This is a genomic window from Nostoc sp., assembly GCF_054880495.1.
In genome coordinates, this window is the sequence record NZ_JBTYKD010000319.1 from 18,105 (window position 1) to 37,639 (window position 19,535).

General features: G+C 44.7%; 11 protein-coding genes. 5 read left to right on the top strand and 6 right to left on the bottom strand.

Annotation, left to right across the window (positions count from 1 at the left end):
• Positions 1 to 163: 163 nt before the first annotated feature.
• Positions 164 to 3,625 carry a pPIWI_RE_Z domain-containing protein gene (locus ACYTXL_RS27735; RefSeq protein ID WP_461927493.1) on the bottom strand — a complete coding sequence of 1,154 codons (3,462 nt, stop codon included), beginning with the start codon at positions 3,623 to 3,625 and terminating at the stop codon, positions 164 to 166.
• Positions 3,626 to 3,809: 184 nt separating this feature from the next.
• The gene (locus tag ACYTXL_RS27740) at positions 3,810 to 5,303 is read right to left on the bottom strand and encodes a restriction endonuclease-related protein (RefSeq protein ID WP_461921897.1); all 1,494 of its coding nucleotides are present in this window, start codon (positions 5,301 to 5,303) and stop codon (positions 3,810 to 3,812) included.
• A gap of 115 nt (positions 5,304 to 5,418) precedes the next feature.
• Here ACYTXL_RS27740 and ACYTXL_RS27745 point away from each other — a divergent pair, with 115 nt between their 5' ends.
• Positions 5,419 to 6,975, top strand: coding sequence for an RNA-directed DNA polymerase (locus ACYTXL_RS27745; protein ID WP_461921896.1), 1,557 nt, complete (start codon positions 5,419 to 5,421; stop codon positions 6,973 to 6,975).
• Positions 6,976 to 7,173: 198 nt separating this feature from the next.
• Here ACYTXL_RS27745 and mobV read toward each other — a convergent pair whose 3' ends face one another.
• Positions 7,174 to 8,934, bottom strand: coding sequence for a MobV family relaxase (gene mobV, locus ACYTXL_RS27750; protein ID WP_461921895.1), 1,761 nt, complete (start codon positions 8,932 to 8,934; stop codon positions 7,174 to 7,176).
• Positions 8,935 to 9,370: 436 nt separating this feature from the next.
• Here mobV and ACYTXL_RS27755 point away from each other — a divergent pair, with 436 nt between their 5' ends.
• The 4 genes from ACYTXL_RS27755 (at position 9,371) to ACYTXL_RS27770 (ending at position 12,655) form a co-directional block, all read left to right on the top strand.
• Positions 9,371 to 10,660, top strand: a complete 1,290-nt coding sequence (locus ACYTXL_RS27755; protein ID WP_461921894.1) for a ParM/StbA family protein — start codon at positions 9,371 to 9,373, stop codon at positions 10,658 to 10,660.
• Between the two features lie 260 nt (positions 10,661 to 10,920).
• Positions 10,921 to 11,376 (top strand): hypothetical protein, encoded by a 456-nt coding sequence (locus ACYTXL_RS27760; RefSeq protein WP_461927494.1) that lies wholly within the window; start codon positions 10,921 to 10,923, stop codon positions 11,374 to 11,376.
• Positions 11,377 to 11,687: 311 nt separating this feature from the next.
• On the top strand, positions 11,688 to 12,140 hold the full coding sequence (locus ACYTXL_RS27765; protein ID WP_461927495.1) for a DUF6932 family protein: 453 nt from the start codon (positions 11,688 to 11,690) through the stop codon (positions 12,138 to 12,140).
• Entirely contained in the window at positions 12,137 to 12,655 is a 519-nt protein-coding gene (locus ACYTXL_RS27770) for a helix-turn-helix transcriptional regulator (RefSeq protein ID WP_461927496.1), read from the top strand. Before ACYTXL_RS27765 ends, ACYTXL_RS27770 begins: the two co-directional genes overlap by 4 nt.
• A gap of 338 nt (positions 12,656 to 12,993) precedes the next feature.
• Here the strand turns inward: ACYTXL_RS27770 and ACYTXL_RS27775 are convergent, their stop codons facing one another.
• From ACYTXL_RS27775 to ACYTXL_RS27785, 3 genes are all read right to left on the bottom strand, one after another.
• Positions 12,994 to 16,587, bottom strand: a complete 3,594-nt coding sequence (locus ACYTXL_RS27775; protein ID WP_461927497.1) for a plasmid replication protein, CyRepA1 family — start codon at positions 16,585 to 16,587, stop codon at positions 12,994 to 12,996.
• Between the two features lie 540 nt (positions 16,588 to 17,127).
• Positions 17,128 to 19,074: a helix-turn-helix domain-containing protein gene (locus tag ACYTXL_RS27780; RefSeq protein WP_461927498.1), complete on the bottom strand. Its 1,947-nt coding sequence runs from the start codon at positions 19,072 to 19,074 to the stop codon at positions 17,128 to 17,130.
• A 28-nt stretch (positions 19,075 to 19,102) separates the two neighbouring features.
• Positions 19,103 to 19,291: a plasmid partition protein ParG gene (locus ACYTXL_RS27785; RefSeq protein ID WP_461927499.1), complete on the bottom strand. Its 189-nt coding sequence runs from the start codon at positions 19,289 to 19,291 to the stop codon at positions 19,103 to 19,105.
• Positions 19,292 to 19,535: the final 244 nt, after the last annotated feature.

A 19,535-nucleotide genomic window follows, 5' to 3' on the forward strand; every position in this document is an offset into this window, starting at 1 on the left:
CTTAAGACATACGATTTTGCAACCATGATTTTTTGAGAATAGATTCAATTTTTTCAGCATAATTTCGTATTCAACAACATACTATAAATGCAATATTTCTGAAAAGAATTTAATCTTCATTAACTCTTACACCGGCATTTTACTTTTTCAGTTTCCATGCACTTTACATTTCCAATAATTGTGAAAATTCATCGAAATATTCTTCGTCTGTCAATTCTTCTTTTGAACGCATACTTTCAGGATAAATTACGCCTTCAATTCGCCGCAAAGGTGTCAGAAATGCGCCGTAAAGTTCCTGATAAATTTCTCGAGTTACAGGGTCAGGATGATTTACACATTCTTCTAAGATGATTCGCATCTGCACCAACATACTGTCTCGCCCAGAGTCGGGTTTATCCTTTGTGGATTGAATCGCCCAAGCTGCGTCCACAAAATAAACTGCTACTGGACAACCATTCCGCATACCTCGCCCAATTGTTTGCAAAATGGCAACCATTTGATTAGCTGTAAATGGTCTAAATAGATCGGAACCAAGACGGCTAGCCATCAAGGGTTCGCGTAACAATCGATTGGCAGATCGCCAGAGATTTTTTCGAGACTGGTGCCAAGAAGAAGCGATCGCGCTCAGGTCTTCTGCTTCGGTAAAAACTTTACTATCAAATTCTTGCGTTGACCGTCCTGCTAGGCTGTACAAAAGCTGCATATCATCCGTGGACGGATGAGGACGAGTGAGAAAGTAAATCGAGCCAATTGCAGCATCAAGTTTCCTTTGCCCTTTGGTGAAAACAATATTTACGCCCCGACCAATTGCAAGTATGGGGAAAATTAAAATATCGCAGGTTTCATCATCTCCAAGTGCTTCGCACTGGGCAGTTGTAACAAAATCTGTCGGTTGCTCTCCTTCTTTTAGGGAGCGAACAACTGCTTTTGTGCGTCTGCCAACCTCTGGATGATAGTCGTTAAGAAATTTTTTGATAGTGCGAGCTTGCTCGTAGCTATTGACGATTAAGGCTGCTTTGCGGTGTATGCCGTCTTTTACATCAAAATTGCGGATAGACTTGAAAATTTCTGATTTTGTAATGCCACCCCGTACCAATGCGTCCACCATTCGCTTGAGATTGCGTTCCTGAAGTTCGCCAGCGCCACTGTATCGCAGGGGTTCATCGCCACGCTCGCGATCGGGAATCCATTTGAAGCGGTAAACACTACGCTCCGAGTCATTTATTACCTTCGACGAAGCTGAAGGCGTAGACGAGGCAACACTTGCATTCTTAAACTGGCGCGGTTTGAGTAAATAATGCGGGCCAGCATTAATGTGGTAAGCCGGACTTGCTTCCAGAAATGATGTTGCCGAGGTCATTAAAATAGCTGGTTTTGATTGTTCCCCATCTGCTTCTAACAACTTATAAAAGCGGTGCATCAACATTCGCGGCGCACCTACAAAGGTAATATACGAAAGTTCTACATTTCGAGCGGTGGTACGAGTTGTCTGTGCTTTCTTGAAACTGTATTTCACCCCAGAGAACGAACCGAGAATATTTTCCGGGATAATCTTTCGCAGTTCTGGCGTTGCTGTAGACTCCACAATTGGTTCTCGGATTAGCCCTTCTGCCACCATTGTCCTGGTTCCCGGTACAATGCGTTGGTAACCCAAAATCATGAAAGTGACTGACACCAACAATGTAATTACGTCGTTTGCTTCGGTCGGGGGTTGACGGTCAAGAAAGCAGAGGGGAAGAAACAATTCGGCAATCTCTTCCACAATTTTGTCGCGTTGCTTAATCGAATCCTCAGCTAGGTAACGGCGAAAGTGCTTAATTAAATTCTGCCACTGTGGTTCTAGAACATTACGGTTTGTTTCTAGAATTTGAGCGCACAAATCAGCTTTAGCCCAGTCTGTTTCCTCAATACCTGTACGGTTGTAAAAGGCACGGTAAGCTGCTGATTCCCAAACTTCAGTCAGCGCCCGACTTTTACTGAAACCAAGTTTGACTTCAAGGTCATCAAGGCGATCGCGTTTGGAGTATTTCTCAAAGCCATCTAATAAATCACTAACAATCCTCAGTACGGTTAGCAGTTGGTTTTCGTAACGTTCTCCCACCCGCGACGAGGGCATATTCTGAATGGCGGTCATTAGCGAAGTATTGTGATTGCCAAATTCCGCTAAGTAACGACTGTAGAGTTCTACATCCCGGTCAGATAGTCGATGATTTTCCCCACGAGCAAAGCGGTTATGGATTTGTTCGAGAATTTCCCGGTGAATTGACGTGTCCGAACCTGAGATGCTTAAAGTTGCTGCCCCGTAAGCATCCAAAACTGATTGCACCATGTCGGCTTCGTCAAACACAACTACATCGAACGTGCGAGCAATCAATTCAAAATATCGCAAATTCTCTCGAATCGCATGAGGTGGCACTTGAGTATCGAGGGAGCGCACATGACCAACCCAAATATCTGCGTCTATCAAATCTCGCGGTGCTTTGTTACGACCGCACATTGTCCACAAAGGACATAGACACTTCTTCATTTGCCCTTTCTTACCCCCACCTTGCAAAATCTCTTCGCAAGGTGCGTAACCAAAACCCCACATCGAAGTATCAGCATTTGAAAAGGCTGGTAAAACACAATTCAAACTAAATACTTCTGCCCCTTCCAAACTGTGGGCAAAGCCACCATTACCTCCACCAGCTGCAATTGCCTCAGCAATATTATCTGCATGACGACGACGAGTCTCATCACTTTGACCCACTAGCATTCCCACTTTAACTTTATGAAATGCCAGTTGAGCCATGTACTGTCTGGCTACTTCAATGGAGGGGAAAAGAAACATGGCTTTGTAACCGTTTCGTCCCAACCAAATAGCTGTCAGCACGAGAAGCGTTGTTTTACCAGCCCCTGGCAAGCCAATTAAATGCTTGATGCCCTCTAGTTCCAATGTGTCATCTTCTTTCCGCAGTCCCTTACCAATAGACGGTATCATCAGGTCAAAGTGTTCAAAACGACTCGCCCAGCTCCCAGATCGCCGTTCGGGATTTTTGGACTCACGCTCGTCCATCTCAATAGCTAAGTCGCGTAGTTCTTTCAGGGGAATGCGGATTTTTCCTTTGGGCTGGCGATTGAGAGAATGCGTGCGGCGATCGGCAAGAGGGGCGGTGATAGGATTGATTGGTACTCTCACTGCCGTTGTCTCTTGACCTAAAGAAACCACCATTGGCTGACGAGGGTCGGCAACCGTTGCAGTATGTAGCTGATAGGACATTGGCGCATTGAGAATTTTACGCGCTTTTGCAATCAACGGGTCTTCTAAAGGGTCTGTTCTTTTGAAGCGAAGCGTCTGAGCGTCAATCTCATAGGTTCCTTTTGTTTTGTTGCAGTAGTGATGGTCGTTATAAAGCGCCACCGCGTGTTTTACTGACTGCTCTGTAACATAGGTCAGCGACATCTGCCGCATATTGAAAATGGCTTGACGAGCTTGCTTTAATTTAGGTGCATTCAAGATACTCGCCATGCCTGACATCGCCACTGGTGCATAGTCCAGTGAATTAGTACCAATAAATTCTTCCATCAATACGCATAGCCAACAAATTCGGTCTGCACCTTGCCAGAAATTAGGTTTGATTCGCATAAGTAAAAGAAAGAAGGAAGAGGAAGAATGGGAAAGCTTTTCTCAGATTATTTTTGCTGGTTGGAATGTTACGTTTAATGATTTCCACCGATTTACTAAGCTGTCACGTCTTTACTTTTCTAAAGCATTTTTGATATATCAAGGGTTACGGTCTCCAAAAAGTGCAACTTGTAGCTCTGACAACTTACATCTGTTTTAAAAACTCAATCACCAAGGAAACTGGCAGAATTTCTAAAGTAGTGGGGTCTCCCTTTTTATCGAGTGTTGACTTTAGGGTCGAAATGTAACTAGGGTTTTCTTCAATTAACTGGTCGCTAATAGCAATAATGCGACGACGATAGTGAATCAATCCCCCAATGCTACGGTTGAGGCGTAGAGCTAGAGATACAGGACTTGTGTAAGATTTAGCATCAATACCAATTGCCCGTTCATTTATCGACACATCACATAAATCAGATTCTGGGTACAATTCAGCATTTAGCCCGTGTTGTCGAGCTGTATCAAAAATTTCTAATTCATCAATTGCTGGGCCAGTCCAGTAGGTGAGAATTTGAGGCTTGGCAATCAATAATTGAGTTGGGTCTAACTTCTCCAAAACTTTTGGTCTTTTGCGGCTGTTACACTGGCGGATTGGGCAGCGCCCTTCTGGAAAAATTTTCTTATTAGGATGCGGTCGCATCAACGTGCCACAGTGGGCGCAACGATGAGCTAGCCCTTTGATTAGCCAGATATCTGGTACTGAGTCGAAGAATGTGTCAATTATCGTCCCCTGTATGGGGGTTAGGTTGTTGTCAACCAAATAATCCCATAGTTGATGTTCGACTATCAGCGAGTACCTGCCAACTAGCTCCCGTAAAGCAGTGTAGGCTTTGTGCTGGCGACGACTTCCCATTCGCTCAGTTGCCTCACGCAAGTATCTATGCAGCCGATGCTCAATCACATTGTCTTCGCCAAAGGCTCCACTGATAGCAGCAATCTCCGAACAATCTGAGGTTGGTACGCGCAAGTCTGGGTCAATTAGGGTAACTCCACCGAAGCGAAAATCAGAGTCGCGAAAAACTTCCAATTTCCATTGCTCGCAAACAAGCGAGTATCTAGCACGTTCCAAAACAGTATGCACGCAAGCAGCGCTATCGGTTAGTCCTTCTTCTATATATAGACGACCCAACTTACACATTGCCTTATAGAGTTCGGGTGGCATACTGTCGTGTTGGCACACGATTTCTCTACCAGAAAGAACCCGGTCATATTGGCGAAGAATTCCCTGCGCCAACAGGACAATAGCATCTTCAGCCAAATCGGATACTTGGCGATGTCCCGTAGATAGTGGCAAAGGAGTTGTTTGCATTGCAGGTGACCAGATGGGGTCAAGACCATCAGCTTCTGCAATGATTTGCCTTTCTAAAACATCTTCTGGAAATGAAGGCAAAACTTGAGCGATCGCTGCGAGTGTCCAACCTTTCTTTAATAAAAGAGTAACCGCCAAGCCCTCCAAAATCTGACGAAATCCAAATTCTTGTCCTTTGGGTTGTGATAGGAGTTGCTTCGCTCTCCACGAGCGAACAGTACGTAGTGCAGGTGGTTCAACTGAAAGCCCAAGCTGCTCAATCTGGCGTTTTAATTCTTTTGCAAGGGTCTCCGCAGTTCCCTGCCACTGACGCACGTCGTCAAAGTACATGATTAACAAAAATGTATTTACATGAATATGTAAATACACTAATTGATGTAAATTAGAATGTCAATTGGTTTTGTTGGCATAGAGTTAAATTAATTTGCACTAGTGAGGAATATGCATGAAACTAACAGCAGAATCTCTGGAATTTGCGCGAAACCACATTCAACGCTTTTATACGTCTGACTTTTTCCCATCTTCAGAAGTTTTAAATGCACTTTGGGCTGATTGGGATGAAATACAGAAATTCTTGTCTAGCGAGTCAATTCAGGAACTCGGACACCCTCCCCTGATAATGCAAGCTCCTAAAGCACGAGGGGGCTACCGCATCGTACATGATCCGAATCCGTTTGACTCCCTAGCTTATACAGCAATAGCTCATACTCTTGCACCATATATTGAATCACGGCGAGAGAACTTAGGCGATCGCGTGTTCTCCTATAAGCTTAATGTAAATAGCCGAGGTGATTTCTTTGATGAGGCGCATAACGGTTTTCAACACTATACCTTGCGCTCTTTGGACTTAGCAAATAGTTTTGACTACGTTCTAGTCACAGATATCGCTGCATTTTACAACCAAATCTATCTTCATCGTCTACAATCCTCAATTGAGTTGTGTCACTCAAATCTCACCAGTATTTCTTCTGCGGTAGAGGAGTTCATGCTCAACTTGAATGAGCGTGTGTCGATAGGTATCCCTGTTGGTCCCGCACCTAGCATTATTCTTGCAGAAACGGCATTGCTTGATGTTGATCAATGGATTCAACAACGGGGTTTTGAGTACGTTCGATATGTTGACGACTTCCGAATTTTTGCCAACTCAAAATTAGATTTAGAAACCCTATTACAGGATCTCGTTGGGTATCTTTACACGAACCATCGATTAACTCTGGCATCAGAGAAAACCTTTATTTTACCCACTGAAACGCTAGTTGAGCAGTATCTTGATTCGCCTGAATCCAAAGAAAGAGATATTATACATGCAAATATTGCTCAGTCTATAGCTAGTCAAACAAGCGTTGCTTTTCGTACATCATTTACTGAAAACCCACCTTCATGGACTAAATTAAGTCCTGAAGAGCGGAGTAAGCTGTTAAATAGCTTGCTGCACAGCATTCTCCAACAGAATCACTTAGATCTTGGGCTTGCCCGACATCTCTTGCGTCGTGCAAAGCACGCAAGACTCAGAGCAATTATTGTTCCTCTTCTGGATAATATCGAGTTCTTTATACCAGTCTTTCGTGATGTCTGCCTCTACCTCGATCATGTAATGAATGACGATGCTATTAATAGAAATCTTGATCGTCTTGAAATAATAATTCGTAATCAATCTATAATCACTAGGAGTTCTTTCTGCTCAATGTGGTTGCGTTGGCTCGTGACTCGGAAGCAAGGCTACTCAAAATCTCAAGTGGTACGTGACTTCATAATGGGTGAGGCAAAACCCCTCCGTTTTCAAGCAGATCATGCAAAACTTTTTGGTCATGAAAGTTGGGTTAAGGAACACCGCTCTAACTGGCAGCAACTTGGCTCCTCAGATCGTTGGTCACTATTACTTGCTGCAAGCGTGTTAGGTGTACGTGAACGTACGGTTTGGATGAACCAAGTGTTGAGAAGTGCAGATCCGATTGATCGTGCCATAGCCCGGTACGTACTTAGCTATGGAGGAGCCACCTAACAAACGTAGTACAGTGGACTGACTGAAACCGCCTGTGAAGTTGCCAACCCTGCAATAGCTAAATCACGTATTAGATTAGTTCTAGAGAATAGATAAGCTCACAACTTCTCCTGAGATTTGGCAGCTAGTGAATGAAAGGCGCTCTCCTATGCTAAAAAAAGCGTTTTTGATTTTTAGAAGGAGTAATTTTTGATTTGCTCACAGTTCCAGTCCCTGCCTCTGCGGCTGAGTGTGCCTCTGTTGCTCCTGGCACTTTGGTATTGCACACAGTGCCGCATTCCAATCTTGGGCTTTGGGTTTGACCAAAGTAGCCTGTGGTAACAGTTCCCTAATGTTTCGTGCAGTTTCATGACCAGCGTCATCATTGTCAAATGCCACTTCCACTGTGGGAACAGTTTTGAGAAAATCTACAGGCAAGCTTCTGGGACTATCCACTGCCAAATACATTGTCCTTTCTTTGAGCATTCCTTGCTCCACTTCCAGTTCAAATGTTGCCAATGACAGAGCCTCAATGGGAGATTTGCACAATACTGCCCTTTGAATTTCGCCATTTGGTTGACCGCCCAAGTTGAAATGGAACCACCCATCAGTACGCTTGCTTCCTTTCTCATACCCTATGAAGGTGTTATCCTTCCCTCGCGTCCCTCTTAAAAATGCACCCCTAGTTTCACCGTTCAGCCCTCTCATCAAAAACACAGCATTTTGTTGAGAGTCTGCATAAACTAACCCGCTTGTGTGGAGGTGTTGCACTAATTTTGATGGCAATCCCCGTTTCTGAGTCAGATAATTATGAACTGCCTGCCAGTTAGTTTCGTCCTCGACAGGGGGTACAAACTGGGGCGTTGGTTCTGTTTGGGCAATCTCAGCAGCCTGTTCCCTGGCGTGGTGGGTGACGGCTCTCTCCATAAGAGACTCCCCAAAGCGGTCATTTAAAGTCGCGATCGCTTCTTTAAAGTTGCACCCGTTTACGTGCATCACCAAGTCGATAGCCCCACCGCCACCTTTATTTACACTGGGAGAAAAGTCATACCATTTAGAACCATCTATATTAATGATGTGGCCCACACCTTTCCACCGGAGATTGCCCTTGGTATCTTGAGTTAGTCCCAAATGCCAAGCCACATCTTCTAGGGGAAGGTCGCGCAGTTGATCAGCAAGTTGCTTAAAGGAAGAACGCAACTGTTGGTTTTCGGCTGACAACTGTTGAATGCGTGCTTCTAGCGCTTCCTGATCTTTGACCAGTTGTTTAGCAGTCGCTTCCATCTCCTTTTTCTTTCTAATAGCCCTGTCTCTATCAGCAGCTTTAGCTTGAAGTTGTTCGCTTGTAAGTTTCCCAGGTTCTAGGTCTTTCCCCTCTTCAACAATCCGGTAAAAGTCTTTTATATCCTGGTGTTGGGCTTTGCTACCCTTGATGCCTCTTTCTAACCCCAGGTGCTGCATCGCGGTGTGGTAGTCATCCTGAAAAGCCATCATCTTTTGGCGACCGTCGAAGAAATGATTGCACCGGAGTTGTCCATCCTTGTCGAGGGGTACGAGGTAAGCGTGCAAGTGTGGTGTCGCCTCATCTAAGTGCAACTCGCACCTCACAATCCTGTCTTGGTAAGTCTCCTGTAACCATTTGAGGTTTGCATCAACCCATTGTTTAAGTTTGTCTTCGTGGTAGTACCCGGCGCGAGTTGGGTCATCTGGACGATAGTACTGGGGTGATGCGGTGAGGAGAATCTCAACGCAATAGACAGCATCAGTACGAATCTTGCGCTTTTGTTTGTACTGGGCAATTGTTGCCAGTACCAAATCTTCCAAACGTTCGTTTTGTTCAGTGCTGCCGATGAGCCTGATATTTTGTTTGGATGAATCCGCGTTAGGTGTTTCCCGTGTTCGGGCAGTATGCGCTTCACTGCCAGCAAGATTGTGGCGTTTGAGTTTTTTGGTACGAGCGATCGCGTAGCCGTATGTCATATTTGAGTTGAATCATTGTGGTTTTCATGGTGTGTTTGTTGCTTGATTGATGGGAAGATAAACTGTAGTAAATGCTTTTATTGCTGATAGGAGCATCCGCGATTCTCCCAGAGGGGGTGCGCTACTTGCCCCGCAGGGCGAACGCAGGTTATTTGTGACGAGCGGCAGCAAGGCATGGGCGCAGCCCACCCGTAGGGCAAATAACCGTAGTGAGTACGACTATTCTATACTCTCCACCCGAAATCTGTCTTTGGGATAGCACCTAGTGCAGCATGGGCACAGTTTGAGTGCAATTTCTGCACAATTTGTGTTGGTTAACATGGCTTGATTCCTCAACAGTCGATTTAAATAGTGGTGCAAAATACGTAGATTTTTTGAGGCGATTTGAGGCATTGTTGAGCCAAGATGGTGCGGTAGTGTTTTTCTGATTGAATGCATGACCGACATCTATCTCAGCGTGGACGTGGGAGGCTCCCAAACTAAGATTATTTACCAGCTAGCTGGCTCCCCAAAACCCAATTACTTGTTAATGCCACCTGCGGTTGAAGAGATTACCAAAACCAAACTCGACAATTACATGGCACGTTTGGGATGGATTGGCAGTCCTAGCCCCGACCAACAATTGTGGGTTGAGTGGAACGAACGTGTGGTGGTGTTGGGAGATTTCGCGTCTTGTTTTGACCCCCAAGACAGAATTAAGGAACTCAAATACGAGAATGCCCTGTGGAAGGTGTTGGGAGCAATTGGGCTGATTGTAGAAACTAGCAATATTAAGGTGTCGCCGAAAAAGCCGTTAAAGGTGGAGTTGGCGCTGCTACTTCCCTGGAATGAATATTCAGATCGTAAAAGGTTTGAGGAGCAATTACTCGTAATGCTGGCTGGCTTTGGGGTACGAAATACTCCATTGAAGGTGAGCCTAGAGCGTTTTTTATGCCGTCCAGAAGGTGGGGGATTGGCTGCTGTGAGGATTAAGCAACAGGGAATTGATTGGTTGCGTTCTGTTCAGTTGGGGGTGCTGATGTTTGGTCACAGGAATACGACTGCACTTTACTTCGACCGAGGACAGTTAAAGCTGGGAGATAGTCCGCTATTGGGGTTTGCCAATATGCTGGATATGGTGATTGAGATGACGAGCGGTCTAGACCGGGAACGTTTAGCTCTAGCTATATTCCAAGCGCGGTATGCTGTCAGAGATGAGATATATAACCCAAATTATTCACACACCCGCCGTCCCAACTGGTCTACATGTGCGGCAATTATTGCTTTAGCCAGTGCCAAAGACTCAAATTTAAGAGATAAGGAAGTTCAAGATATAGATAAGGCTATCTCTGTGGCGACGGCTGAGTATTGGGATAAGTTACAGCGGTGGATGAGTCGGGTTTTGCCGGAGCAACTGGATGAGGTGATTATTGGTGGAGGTGCGGCTTATCACGTTGAGCCGGAGTTGGAGAAATATTTCAACTGCGAACCAAAAATAGAAACTCAGTCTAGTTTAAGTAGGGACAGTTACGGTAGTGGCGGTACAAAAATTAGAACTTCGGGATACAAAAGTAAGAATTATAACAAACATTTCACACGGATGATTTGGGGTAGTGGTATAAGCGAGCAGGTTAAACAAACTTTTAACTTGGAGAAAAAGCAGTTTGGGGAACAGTGTACTTCCTCTCGCCTTGTGGACTGCTTTGGGCTTTTTGATTATTTGGTGGGGCTGGAGTCGAAGGAATGAATTTTGGGCTTTTTGATTATTTGGTGGGGCTGGAGTCGAAGGAATGAATTTTGGGCTTTTTGATTATCGTAAATAAAAGGGTTTAAGATACTTGCCGCTATACGTAGCACCAGTTTCAGTCGGGGTAACAGTCCCCTTATGAAACTGTCTTTAATGCAAGAATTTTGAATGAGAGAATTTTGAATTGTTAATTAGTGGGTCTGGAGGCGGGTGAATGAATTTTGGGCTTTTTGATTATTTGGTGGGACTGGGATTCGGCAATGAGTAGAACCAGGAGAAAGCGTGTTTCTTTGAGTCTGCGTCTCCAGCCTTATGAGGGCGACCCAATGGCGGAAGTTGTTGACTACCTGAATTCTCTGCCCAAGGATGAGGTTAATCGCAAGGTGGCAGATATTCTGGTGGCAACTTTGTTGCCTTATGCCCGATATCACAGTGGGAAGTATACTCAAGAGCAGTTGCGTTTTGCGTGCTGGGAAGCGCAGGATTCTTTGAACAAACACGGCAGTAATATGCGTTTGGCTTTAGGAGTGGAACAGCCACAGTTTGTTTTGCCTACATCTGTGGTGGGGGTTAATCCCAATCCCCCAACCCATCACAATAGCGCCACTAATCAGCCTGACACTGAGGCAGACGCTCCCGATTCAAAAAGACCAACAACTCTTATTCCAGGACAGGTTTCATCACTTGATTTGAATACGATTTTTGGAGTTGATTAAGCGAATAATTTTTGAAGTGCCAGCAGCGGGGTGAGATTTGTGAACTGTTCAGTTGGTTTTGTAGTTTTAATGTAGCTTGTTAGTAGTATTAGGTGCTGGCTGTGACTCTAAAATCAGTTTCCAACCTAGAAGCAAATAGGTGTGACTTGCTCAAACCCAATGAAAAAGCTAGTTGCTGTAGTCGTTATGTTAGACCATGCTGAGTTTAACGAAACGCGAAAGTCCCCATCTTCAACGAAGTAAGGGCGGGTAGTTCATATAATTATGGGACACTCATAACCGGATAATTAAACTGTGTTAGGGTGTGAGAAATGATTCCAGAATTTAACGACAATGGGAATTTACCACCAGGAGTGCATTGGGCAGAATGGGAGGAATTTAAAGAAATATTTGGTACTTCTTTAACTAGACAGCGCATGGTAGATGGTCTAGAACTGGCAATGACGCTTCTTAAAGCAGCAGGTTGTAGAACTATTTATATTGATGGTAGTTTTGTCACCACTAAACAAAAGCCTGGAGACTTTGATGCTTGTTGGGAGGACAATGGGGTTGATATAAATTACCTACAATCTATTGCTCCTACTTTATTTAATTTTGCGCTGCGTCGTGCCGAACAAAAAATTCAGTACAAGGGTGAAATCTTTCCGTCAAATTATCCAGCTAATGATTCTGGTACAGCCTACATAGATTTCTTTCAATTTGATACTAGGACGAATACGCGCAAAGGAATTATTGCTATAGATTTACAAAGGTGGAAACCATGATGATCAAAAACGAGCAACAGTATCAAAATTCCTTAGATTGGTTGCAACGCTTTGAACAGTCTATAGCCCAATTGGATAGCAATGAACAATTGAAAGTAGAACCAGAACGGTGGAAGCTTCACCGTGATTCATATCAGAGTCAAGTTGACGAGTTAAAGTTAGAAATTTCGGAATACGAAAGACTTATTAATTGCGACAACAGCAAGCCTTTAAAAATTAAAATTGATTCTTTAAATAAGCTACCAAATGCTTTAATTAAAGCTCGGTTAGCAGCCAAAATTAGTCAGCAAGAACTTGCTGATAGATTGGGAATTGATGAACAAAGAGTTTATGAGTATGAGGATACAGATTATCAATGTGCCAGTTTTGTAGAAATCCTCGAAGTCAGCACTGCTTTAGGTGTTGAATTTGAAACTGCAACCGTCCAAGTAGATTTTGCAGAGATAGAAGCAGTTAAAAAAAGCGTTGACAAATGGCGCAAGGAAAAAATGAATATTAAAACTAAAGCTTCATAAGTAGGGTTGACAGAATGAAAACTCCAAAACAATTGGTGTAATGTCGCCCAGATGTGCGTTGGCGCAAGAAATAGGTACTATACCTATTAAATAGGTACTGTCAAGCCGTTTAGTACCTATTTGTTGGGAAATTCAGTTTGGAGTTGAAGTTTGGCAGCAGAAACTGTGTCGCAAACATTATTTGAAATGGTAGTACGTCAACCGCCCCACCCACTCTTGGGTTGGGGTTTTACGCGCGATCAATAAAAAAAAATTTGACAGCCCCAACTATACCGCATCGACAATTGAAGCGGTTACGGTTAACATTCCCGTCTGAGTTTCAGTACGATTCAGTACACTTAACTCAATAACGTATAAAAATTCGGAATCATTTGCTCCAATTTACGTAGCTCACTTGATGCTATTTCCTCCAGCAGCAGCACAGCACACCACCGTCGCTCAGAAGTCCAACGGCATATTGTGGCTTTTACCGCCTCCACTCCCTGCACAATCGCTGAGCGAAGCATCTGGAGGCTGGTTTCAATTGGGGTGCTGTCCCCATCGTTCGGTTTCCAATCCCCACAAACTTCATATATCGGGGAGGAATTATCGCTTTTGTCCAAATTCACCCCCTGTTTTTCGGTAGTATCCACCCCTCCCAATGGGGGTTCCCCTATACCATTAGGGGGGGGAGTGGATACTGGGTCAGGAGGAGGCGTAACACCATATAGGGCTTGCATTGCAGCCTGATATCGCTGTTGCTCTTGGGTTGATTGACGCGCCCGCTCTTCCTTTTGGGCACGTTTATTTTCTCGATGCTTAATTACCGCATGAGCAAAATCCAATTCCGCTTTTGAAAGTAAAAAATGTTTAACTTGTTTGCCCTTCGGTCCCACTTTATGGTTAGAGAGTTTTAATCCCAACTGGTCTAGCATTGTCCCTAACAACCATATAGGTTTACAGTTAGCAGGAACCCTAAACCCTAAAATCGCTTTAATGTGAGGCGCTAAGTATACAGCAAATTTGGTCATTTGCACCAATTCTGGGTCAGCAGCAGTCACTTCCTCCCCATTCATTAAGCGTTTGAGAATGTTTGGCAGTCCTAAAGTAGACCTAGCCACCCAAGTAGCCGAATAATTCCCCCAATCCATACATAATGGCAGCTTGTTTCTCTCAGCAAGGTCTTTGTCTGTGACAATTGTTGGTGGTAAGGGGTATATTTTACCCGTCTGGGGGTCAGTAATTGTATCTTCAGACTCGGAGATGACAGCTTCCAGCGAAGCGATCGCTCGACTTAATTTCCCGCCTTGATCTTTTTCTACCAGCGATTCTGTCACCTCCATCCCGTAAGCATCTTTGATCCGGAATTTCTCGCATTCAAAAACTTCTGTCGGCTTAAGGTAATCTTTACTTTGACGCTGGCGATATTCACTAGGAGAAATATCCTTAGCTTTTGCTACCGCCGCACAATAAGCAGCATCCAATGCGCGTGCTGCATCTTTCAGATTCTCCTGTGCCAGATAATCATCATCCGCACCCGTTGGGATAATAATATTACCCATCTCTGTCAACAAATTGCGTAAATCAGCCCGCAAATTGTTAATAGATTGGTGACGGTTAGCTTGAATTTGGCAATAAGCATCAAGCGCCCAATCTTTCTCAGCCCCCCGCCGTCCCGTTTCGCGGTCAATCCGCAGTAAGAAAGCGGTCATTTCATTGGTTTGCAGTAACCGTTCTTTGATTTTACTGGCATTGGTGTCCAGATAACCAAAAGGCGGTCGCGGTGTCACCCAAACGTGAATTGGTACTTTTGGGCGATAGCGCCAGAGTTGTTGGGCGCATTCCGTCGCCGTTTGCGATACCCCGTGAAAAACGCCATAAACGGCATCAAAATGATAATTAGGTATATCAACGCCAGTTCCCAGGCTAGGGGACGTTAAAAGGGCATCTAGACCCTTTACAGCGTTAGTTATATCTTTGATGAAGGCGACATTTTCTTCACTACCGGAGTTTTCGGAGTGAATCGCCCAGATGCGGAGGGGAGATTCTGAGGTGGGCTGTGGCTCATCGGTACTTCCCCTAGGCTCCTTAATCTTTACGGACCGTGCATTTAGGGAATGCTCTAATTTTTTAATAAATCTCTTGGAGTCGGAAGCCACCATGATCTTCTGCCCCGTCATCAGCGCTGCGGAAATTTGGGCGACTAGGGCGCTGGAGTTATTACCTTCGTACCAGTAAATTGGGCGATCGCCATTTTTCCACTCGTTTTTGATAATAAAAGGCTTTTCGCCCACAGGACGCATTGCTCGGAAGAAATCCACTGTCACGTCGTCCATGTGCGCGTCGGCGATGACTACCAAGGGGGCATTATACACTATGTATTCCAGTACTTCTAAAATTTGTGCCCGGTATTCTTTGCAGGTTTTGCTGTGCAGTAGGTGGGTGAGGTACTGACAAGCTTCATCGATAAACACGCAGCCATAGGTAAGGGCTTGAGTGTTAAGTTTGTGCAAGCTGTCGATGGTGATGCTGAGGGCAGTAGCTTTGGCTAAACCTGTATAACCCAAATCCGAATACATCTCGGTGTTGAGACGTTCTGCGAGGTTTTTCAGTAAATTAACCCGATGTCCGTTGTTGAGGAACCGCTTGTCAGGATATGCAACGCGCCACTGTCGCATGAGTTCGGTTTTACCCGTGCCCATGTCACTCCACAAGACAACCAGTCCAGACTGGGGTAGTAAGAAACTCTTGGAGTGATGGCTATGGGGCTGTGGGAGCTTAGACTCTCCAATGTGAGTGGTGGTTATGGGGCTATGAGGCTTAGACTCTCCAATGTGAGTGATGGCTATGGGGCTGTGGGGGCTTGAACTCCCCTTTGGGTTTAGGGACTTTGCGACTGTGGGGGAATGGCTCATGAAGGAGAACCCCACCTCATCTTCCCCTACACCCTGGACCCAAAGGGCTTGAGTTAGATACTTGACATTTACTGTAATATGTGGTTTGTATCTGCTGCTTAGTCCCCGGTGTTTTTGGAAGTACGAGCGCTGGTAATCTTTAAGGCTTTTGGCATCATCGACGATCGCACTCAGTAACTCGTCGGCTTTTTCGCCACGGGCAACAACAAAATCATCTACGCCTTTTTCTGGCCCTGGTAGCAATGCTACCTCACAGTGACAACCAACGGCCTCAATTGTCTTGCCAGTACGCACGGTGGCGAGTAAGACTGACCAACGAGTTTTAAGTTTTGTTTCGTGGTCGAAGAGGATGATAAACTTGCGCCCCTTTTGTGCTAGCGGCATTAAATCGGGGTGCAGGCGTTCGTCAAAATCTTTTTTCCCAACCCGTCCGTTCCAGATACCGGGGAGGGCGATCGCCACAAATCCCAGACTTAACAAGCTAGCGGCTTTCTTTTCGCCTTCACACAGGATTATTGGGATTTCTGGGTGTCGCTGCACCCACTCCCAAAATAAGCGCGGATTAAGCCTATCTTGCAAGCGCAGCGCTAGGGGGGAATGATACCGCTTGATATTGTACCGTTGCGCTACTAAATCCCAAATGCAGTCGGGAATATCGAAATAGGTGACACGGTTGGGCGTTTTGGGTGGTGATTCGTACTTGACAAGTTTGCCTTTTTCTGAATCAATCCGGGGTAGGGAAGGCTTAAATCGCCCCCATTCCATCGGTTGCCAATTATTAAGGGGGTCAAGTCCGCTAATCCATAATCCCCCGGAAGTGGCGTGCTGGTACTGCTTTAAGAAGCCATCCGTGACTCGACCAGCATTTTTACGGGGGATGGCGTTGGAGATGAACAGGTAAGAGAAAACTACTTCTCCTACGATGTGGATGAAATTGCGATCAATCAGCGCGGGGTGGATGGCGCTCTTAGCGGCAAGTTCGTGGTACTCGGCAGGTGTGAGGTTATTCGGGTAAAGGTTGGGGGTGTTGTCGTTCATGAAGCATCACCCCTTCTGCCACTATTACACCTCAATAGTCCGGGAATGGGACACAAAAGAGAGAAAGGTGAAGGGGAAAGCGATTGACTTGAGACGTTAGATACGCTTGAAATTTGTATAGAAATCTTCACGGTGGCTATTCCGGTATAGGAATAATCACGAATAAAGCATCTTCTGTAACAGGCACTTGGCGCTCCCATCAAAACTGATCAATACTTATCTAGCTGTTAACTATGGCTGAAACCATTGCTAAATAAGGGTTTCAGAAAAAGCATCTCGCCCGATGGGGCGTTTTTATCGCCCGATGGGGCGTTTTTATCGCCCGATGGGGCATTTTTTGTTAACTGCTGAAAGTATTGCCCTGCAAACTTTAGAAGCCTTTTTTAGCAACTTTTTTTGGTTAACAAAACTGTTAACTATTTACCCCATAAGGTGTTAACACCCTTGTGGGGTGTAACTTGCTTGATTGAAAATCCTGAAACCCTCTTGGAGCTAGGGTTTTACCATCGCAAATTCCAAATTATCTTGGGGAAGGTAAAATCACGGTTGGTCTGACTTATTCGCCAAAAAGTCAATACCCGCCCAAAGCTCTTTTGCTTCTTTCGGGTCTAGTTTTCGTTTGCCCTTCTCCACCATGCACAGCCAAGCTTTGGTTTTACCCGCCCACTCAGCCAGGGCTGTTTGGCTTACTCCTTTGGCTTCTCTTTGCTTCCGGATATCAGCCCCTGTTAAGATAGCTTCTGACTTGGTGCGTGTGACTGGCTTCAGTTGTAATGGTTCAGTCTTGGCAGCTAGCAGCGCTGGGATAGGGTCAGGCGGCTTAATCGTCAACTTGGCTTTCCACAGTCGGTCAATAATTTTCTCTTTTCTCCAATCAGAAGGTTTGGACGCTTGGCTATTGGGTCTCAACCATTCTGGGTAGGTGGAATCGTCAAAGATAACTCGCCAGTCCATACTCATTAATAAAGTCAGAGAGTTATCCCATCGTTGCTTCAGGTTGTAGGCTTCCCGAAAACCTTGACGCGCTGCATTAATTCGGGACTCAAGCTCTACGGCTTCTAACAGGCTGCCAACTTTGTGTTCGTACTGGTTTTTATCCCACATTTTGATGCGGCTAACCATTGTGAGGTGAATTGCCAGTTTCAGTGCCAGTTCTTCATGGTAGGGGTCGATTTTCAAGATTTCTGTGGCTAGCCAGCCAAATTGATGCAGCGCAATTCCAGCTTTTATTCCCATCCTATTTAGCCATTTCTCAGCCCAAGGACCAGGACTAACATTGATGTAAACTTCCAAAGGAGCATCCACCTTTCCTGTAAATATATTCTTCTGTCCTCTGGCATCTACCTCGATTACCCATAGTGGAGAAACACTAACACTAACATCAACTTTATTGCCCTTCGGCTTGCCTTCAACCCAGGTACATTCCATCAACATTCGTCCCAGATGAAAGGCAATGCTAGCAATTCCAGCGAGTTTTTCAGATACAGTTAAACGATGTTTTTTATCCCAACCTATTTGCTTAATGACTTCTGTACCTTTTAAACTGAAATTGGATTGAAAAGGGTTATGTTGATTAAAAAGATGGGAAGCAAAAACTAACTGAAGTTTTGCGGCGTCAATTCCCATTAAATCGATAACTTGAAGGGCTGCTTCCCATGCCAAAATATCACCATCCTTTTCCCCGCCTATGAAGACTTCTACCCGATTGTTGGGGTTAGTCTTAGAAGCCGCTTCAAAAACACCGTAGTTATTGGCATTTCTTTTCCATTTATCGGGACGATAGTGAGACTCAACACCAGCCCTCAGAGGTGCTGGAGTGGGTAAGCCTGTAATTTCAGGTAGTTTGGGTTCAGTGGCTGGCTCTCCTAATGTTGGCTCTCCTAATAGATTTTCTAGAGTTGACAAACTGAGCTTATGCAATTCCATTTTTTGTATTAACTCAGCAGCAACTCGGAGCGCACATAGCTGAGTTAGGGAATCTTCGATAACGAATACAGTATCGCCATTACTAGAACCTGGCTTGCATCTTGAGGGAGTTTTTCTAGATGCAAGTAGGGTTTTATCAATTTCTATGTCTTTGAATAAATCCAGATATGGGTTAAGTTCTGAATTTAAAAATTTCTGCAATTCTTTCTCATTCTGAGCTAATTCGTGAGCCTGCTGTAGCCATTCATATTTCAAATCCCAGAATTCGTCAGGAATTTTAAAATACTTTTCTAAAAATACTGTCTCAACTCCAAGAGGTACATTATTTATATTTTGTTCTCCTCTTATATCTGGGTCTAGTTTGGTAATTCTTTCTAAGAGAAACTCTTCTAACAGACGGATTATTTTAAGTTTGAAATAATCCTTATTATCTTGGTCTAACATAATCTCTAAGACTGACCAACTAATGCGGGTTCCGCGCTTATGTTGCATCACAAAGTAAACAACAGGGGCGGAAGGGTATCTGCGATCGCTGACAAACTTTGTGACGGGCAGTGTCAAGTGTCAGCGGGTCGATACAGATGAGTGTTCATGCTTCCCCCTTTTCTTTCTTGACGGGCGAGGGGTTTTCGTTTTCTTCTAGCCATTCTTCTATAAGGTCAGTTATCACTTCGCTCATAGTTTTTTGTTTTGCTGTGCAAGCCAGCTTAAATCTCAGCTTCAAATCCTTGTCGATATAGCTGCTCAGTTCCGTCATGTCTGGCGGTAGTTTCGCCATTAGTTCCTCAAGTCTCATATACGCTTATCCTCGTATATTACTGTTTTGCTTTTTCCAGTTTACTCAGTTACGCGTTTACGAGTAGTAGTGTTATACTACCACCATAGACTAAAAACGCCCAAAAACCTGACTGCAAGCCAATTTGCCGTTGAATTTGGGTGGCAGAGTTTTATTGTCAAAAAAATCGCCTCAATCAACTCTGACAAAGGATTGAGCGCCTGAAACTCTAATATCTGGAGGAACT